Genomic DNA, 4,698 nt, shown 5'->3' on the forward strand with positions numbered 1-4,698 from the left:
ACGATCTTCATCGTAAACCTTTCCCCATCTTCCCCTTCACGCAGCCTTCAAGGCCGTCATGAGCGCTTCCATATTCTCTTTCGGCACTTCAGGCCAGAGATCGCAGCCCGGCCATACGGCGCTCGCTCCCCCCTTCAGGGATTCGAGAACCGCAGGGCCGACATCCTTAACATCGCCCTTATGGAGGACCTTTATCGGATCGAAGTTGCCGAGGATCATGGCCTTTGGCCCGAGTTTCTGCCTCGTCTCGGCCATGCAGTTTTTCTGGTCGACGCTCACGGCGTCAGCCCCGCATTCCGCCATGTCCGCTACAATCGCGTTTGTATCGCCGCAGATATGCAATATGCTCGGACGGGGCATTTCAGAGAGGATCCTGACAAGGTGTGGTTTAATGAGACTCTTGAAACTCTTGGGACTCATGACGTCCGAGGTCCCGCCCATCTCACGGAGGGTGAAATAGTCCGCCCCCGCATCCCGGTAAATCTTGAAGACCCTGACGATGAATTCCGAAAGTTTCGCCAGCAACCGGTCGGTCTTCTCCGGCTCGAGGAAAGACTCCTCAAATAGCGCATCGAGTTCTTTCACCTGACCGGCAAGGGTGAAGGGGCCGAGGACATAGGCACCGATCGCCACCTCCTTGCCCAATTCCCTGCGCAGCGCCTTTATCGCCCCTGTCACGACAGGGATTCTGCCCGCGTTTTCGAGGTCTTCAGGGACTTGCACATCCTCGACCTCTTTCACGCATTTTTCTTTTATGGTCGGGTAGAGAAGCCCCTCGACGTCATCATAGAAATTCATCTTCGCGCCAAGTGCCTCAGCCTCAACCCCGAGGTCAAAGGGGACGACAGCACATTCGTAGCCGAACTCCCGATACATACCTGCAGCCGCTTTTGCCATCAACTCAGGGTCTCTATGCACCCTGGAGAAGACAATCCCGTATTTGTCGAGTACGGGCTTTATGACGTTTCCCATTCCGCTGAAAATCGGGGGACGGTCAACTTTTTCCCCCTTCAAGAACTTTAATATCCTCTCCCTTGGCGTCAACGTGTTTCCTGACATGTCTTCTCCTTCCTCTTCTTGGTTTACGCTCCGTGTGATGCTTTATTGTTCCATCTTTCCGTCGGGAGGAACAATCGGGATTTCCCTGATTTTGAGTCGGGGAAAACCCTACCGTCCTATTGGAGCGGACGAGAGGCTGAGCCGTAGGCAACGCTGCGAGGAAAAGAGATGGGGAAGGAACCGATCCGAACGGTCCATTAAGGGAAGCAATCCAATTGGTTTCATCCCGATTTTCGGGAAACCTTCTTCATGAAGTATCGAGGGAGAGCAGGAAGGGCAGAAGAGAAAAATGATAAGCGGGTACTTAGAATCGCAAGGTATTTTTCAGAGGGAAGTGAGACCTTCTCGTATGGCATACTTCGTCAGTTCTGCCACACTGTGGATATCGAGCTTCGTCATGATATTCATGCGGTGCGTCTCGACGGTCTTGATGCTCACGTGGAGGTGCGAGGCTATCTCCTTTGTCGCCTTGCCTTCGGCCATGAGCTGGAGCACCTCCCGTTCCCGGTCCGACAGGAGGGAAAAAACCGACGGCTCTGATTTCGGTGCGTTCCGGATGTAATTTTCGATAACGACGCCCGCTATGGCGGGACTGAGGTAGATCTTGTTCTTCATCACCGTGAGGATGGCGTTCACCAATTCCTCGAAGGCGCAGTCCTTGAGGAGATAGGCCGACGCCCCGGCCTTGAGCATCTCAGACACAAACCGTCTGTCCGAGTGCATCGAGAGCGCGACCACCTTAATATGCGGGTGCTCTGAGATAATCTGGCGCGTCGCTTCAATGCCGTTCAGGTCGGGCATCGCGATGTCCATGATAACCACGGCGGGGGCCAGTTTCTGTGCAAGCTGCACTGTTTCCCTTCCATCCTCGGCCTCACCGACCACGGTAATCTCAGGATGATTTTCGAGGAGCGTGCGTAAACCGTCACGCACGATCTTATGATCATCCGCCAAAAGGACCTTTATGTTCACTGGGGGCTCCTTTCCCCTACGGTCTGAAGCGCAAGAGGAGATGTGAGGGTGATCCTCGTTCCCCGGCCGGGCGCCGTATCCATCTCGAAGGTCCCTCCGAAATATTTCAAGCGTTCACGGATGCTGAAGAATCCGAAGGTCATAACCTTGTCGATCTTCGAAGCGTCAAACCCTATCCCGTCGTCCTCCACGCTGATCTGCATCGTATCGGCAACCCTCCGGAGGGACACCGTCACTTGATGGGCCTGTGAATGTTTCACGATATTCATGAAGAGCTCCCTCAGCGCCTGAAAGAGGAGGATGCTCACGTCCCTGTCGAGGGGCTTGGGGCTTCCGTCGTCCTCAAAATCGAAGAGGATGTAATGTTGCTTCTGCATCTGTTCGGCGAGCCATTCGATCGTCGCCTCGAAGCCGAGTTCGTAGAGGATGGGAGGGCTCAGTTCGAAGGTCAGGGACTTCGTGTATTGGATGGTCTGTTCGACAAGTGCCCGAATGTCGTCTATCTGCCCGCGGCAGTCATGGGGAGGCAACAGGTCTTTCAGCGCCCCCAGCTTGATCTTCGTGATCGCCAGGGTCTGGCCGATATGATCGTGCAAATCGGTCGCGATGCGCCGCCGCTCCCGCTCCTCAGTGAGCAACAATTCCGAAGCGAGAGAGCGGAGCTGTTCCTGATAGGTCTTGAACCTCTCTTCAACCATCTTGCGCTCGGTAATGTCACGCTGTATCGAGAGGAAATGGGTGACCTTTCCTCCATCATCCCGCAGAGGCACGATCTGCCATTCCAGATTGATCTGCGCGCCGTCCTTGCGGTTGGTCAGGGTCTCCACATAAAAGGCCTTGCCCCGGGACTGACTGCTTTCCAATTTCAGCCACTCCGTATTGACCGTCTGCGGACTCTGGAGGATGAGCGAGGGCTTCCCGATAACTTCTTCCGCCGTATACCCCGTCATGTTCGTGAACGCGGGATTGACGAATACGATGCGAGAGGACGGCTGTCCGGGGTTGGCTGTCGTGATGACGATAGACTCTTTCGCCTGCTGGATAGCAGCGTCAAGGAGGTGCAGCCTCTCCTCCGCCTTCTTCCTCTCGGTCACATTGTTAAAAAAGGCGAGTGTGGCAGGTCTTCCCATCCAGGTGATCAGGACCGAATTGATCTCGAGCCATTTGGTGTTCCCTTCTCCGTCTATTATCCTGCAGGAATAGAAACTCGGCACGCTGTCTCCCTTTATCCTCTTCAGGTGCCGCTCCACCATCGTGTCCCTCTCATCCGGGTGAATAAACTCCGTAAAGGGCCTCGAAGTCAATTCCTCCTTCGGATATCCCATGATCTTCACCGCCTTGGCGTTCACAAACTTGAAGAATCCGTCCTGATTGACGACAATGCCCTCATTCGCGTTCTCTACCACGAGACGGTATTTCTCTTCGGACTTCCTCAGCACGTCCTCCATCCACCGGCGCTCACCGATCTCCTGCTGGAGTTCCTCATTCATGGTGGTAAGTTCGGCGGTGCGGACCTTCACCTGTTCCTCAAGGTCGTTGCGGCATTGCTCCAGTAGGGTCTCATGATATTTCTGCGCGGTAATGTCATTGCCGATGCAGAGGATTTCGCTGACCCTCAGGCCGTCGTCGAAGAGCGCCCTGTTCGTCCACGCGATCCAGACGCGTTCACCGTTCTTGCGCGTATTCTCGTGTTCCCTGTTCGCATACGAATCAGGGGATCTCGCGATCTCCTTGAGCATCGTCTTTACGCCCCGGATATGATCCTCCGTTTCCGGGATGATCGTACCGACCACATTCTTCCCGATTATCTCATCCTCACTGAAGCCGAAAAAGTTCTGCGCGAACCGGTTAAAGAACGTTATCGTGCCCTTTACGTCCATCCTCATGATAATGCTGTTTGCGCTCTCGACGAGCTCCCGATACTTGGCCTCACTCTCCCGCAACGCCTTCTTCGTCTGCCTCTGGCTTGTGATATCTTCAACGGTGCAGATCATGCCGTCATAGCTGCCATCCCTGGTTTTCGGGATCAGCCATCCCGACTGATACGTCTGCCTCCCCGCGGGGGTGATGACGGGGACTTCCGAATAGTAGAGCGGCCGCAGGGTCTCTTTCGCCTCTCGGTAATGAAGCTTGAAATACCTTGTCGCATTTTCTGCGAAATCCGTGAAGACCCCCCATCCGATAAGCCGCTGCTGGGTCACCCCTGCGATCATCTCCATCGCCTTATTGGCATAATAGATGACGTCGGACTTGTCCGCCACCCAGACTCCGGAGGTTATACCGTCCATGATGCTTTCGTAGAGGTCTTTACTGATCAGGTCATCTTTTCCCGCCGGCAGGCGTTTCTTCCGGGGAGCGTCCGTTCTCGAAGTTCGGTTTTTCACCCTTCCGGAAGCCTCGCCAGTCCTATCTCTTCTTGTTTCTTTCATGACATAACCACAAGAAAATCCTTCCCGTCGTCTGCACTGTTCATGTTCGATGCGCCATGACCGGGCTGTCTCACCCTTTCATGACAGGAGATAAACCGCAGATTTCATGCGGCTTTTCGGCTCTTTTGGCTTCTTCTCTTTTATTTATTATAAGACTCAATCTCTCTAAATGTCCATTTGCCCCCGATTCTCTCTTTCGGGTCTCAAAACTCATGCATATGATTCAGATCATTTCTTC

General features: G+C 54.2%; 3 protein-coding genes. All 3 read right to left on the minus strand.

Annotated features, from left to right (window positions below):
• Positions 1 to 36: 36 nt before the first annotated feature.
• Positions 37 to 1,059, minus strand: a complete 1,023-nt coding sequence (locus VEI96_04930; GenBank protein ID HXX57324.1) for a uroporphyrinogen decarboxylase family protein — start codon at positions 1,057 to 1,059, stop codon at positions 37 to 39.
• Between the two features lie 324 nt (positions 1,060 to 1,383).
• On the minus strand, positions 1,384 to 2,031 hold the full coding sequence (locus VEI96_04935; protein HXX57325.1) for a response regulator transcription factor: 648 nt from the start codon (positions 2,029 to 2,031) through the stop codon (positions 1,384 to 1,386).
• Positions 2,028 to 4,460, minus strand: coding sequence for a PAS domain S-box protein (locus VEI96_04940; GenBank protein HXX57326.1), 2,433 nt, complete (start codon positions 4,458 to 4,460; stop codon positions 2,028 to 2,030). Before VEI96_04940 ends, VEI96_04935 begins: the two co-directional genes overlap by 4 nt.
• Positions 4,461 to 4,698: the final 238 nt, after the last annotated feature.

This window comes from Thermodesulfovibrionales bacterium (assembly GCA_035622735.1).
Lineage (GTDB): Bacteria > Nitrospirota > Thermodesulfovibrionia > Thermodesulfovibrionales > UBA9159 > DASPUT01.

Coding starts and splice junctions, on each gene's coding strand:
- VEI96_04940 (HXX57326.1), bottom strand. CDS start 4,460: ATGAAAGAAACAAGAAGAGATAGGACTGGCGAGGCTTCCGGAAGGGTG.
- VEI96_04930 (HXX57324.1), bottom strand. CDS start 1,059: ATGTCAGGAAACACGTTGACGCCAAGGGAGAGGATATTAAAGTTCTTG.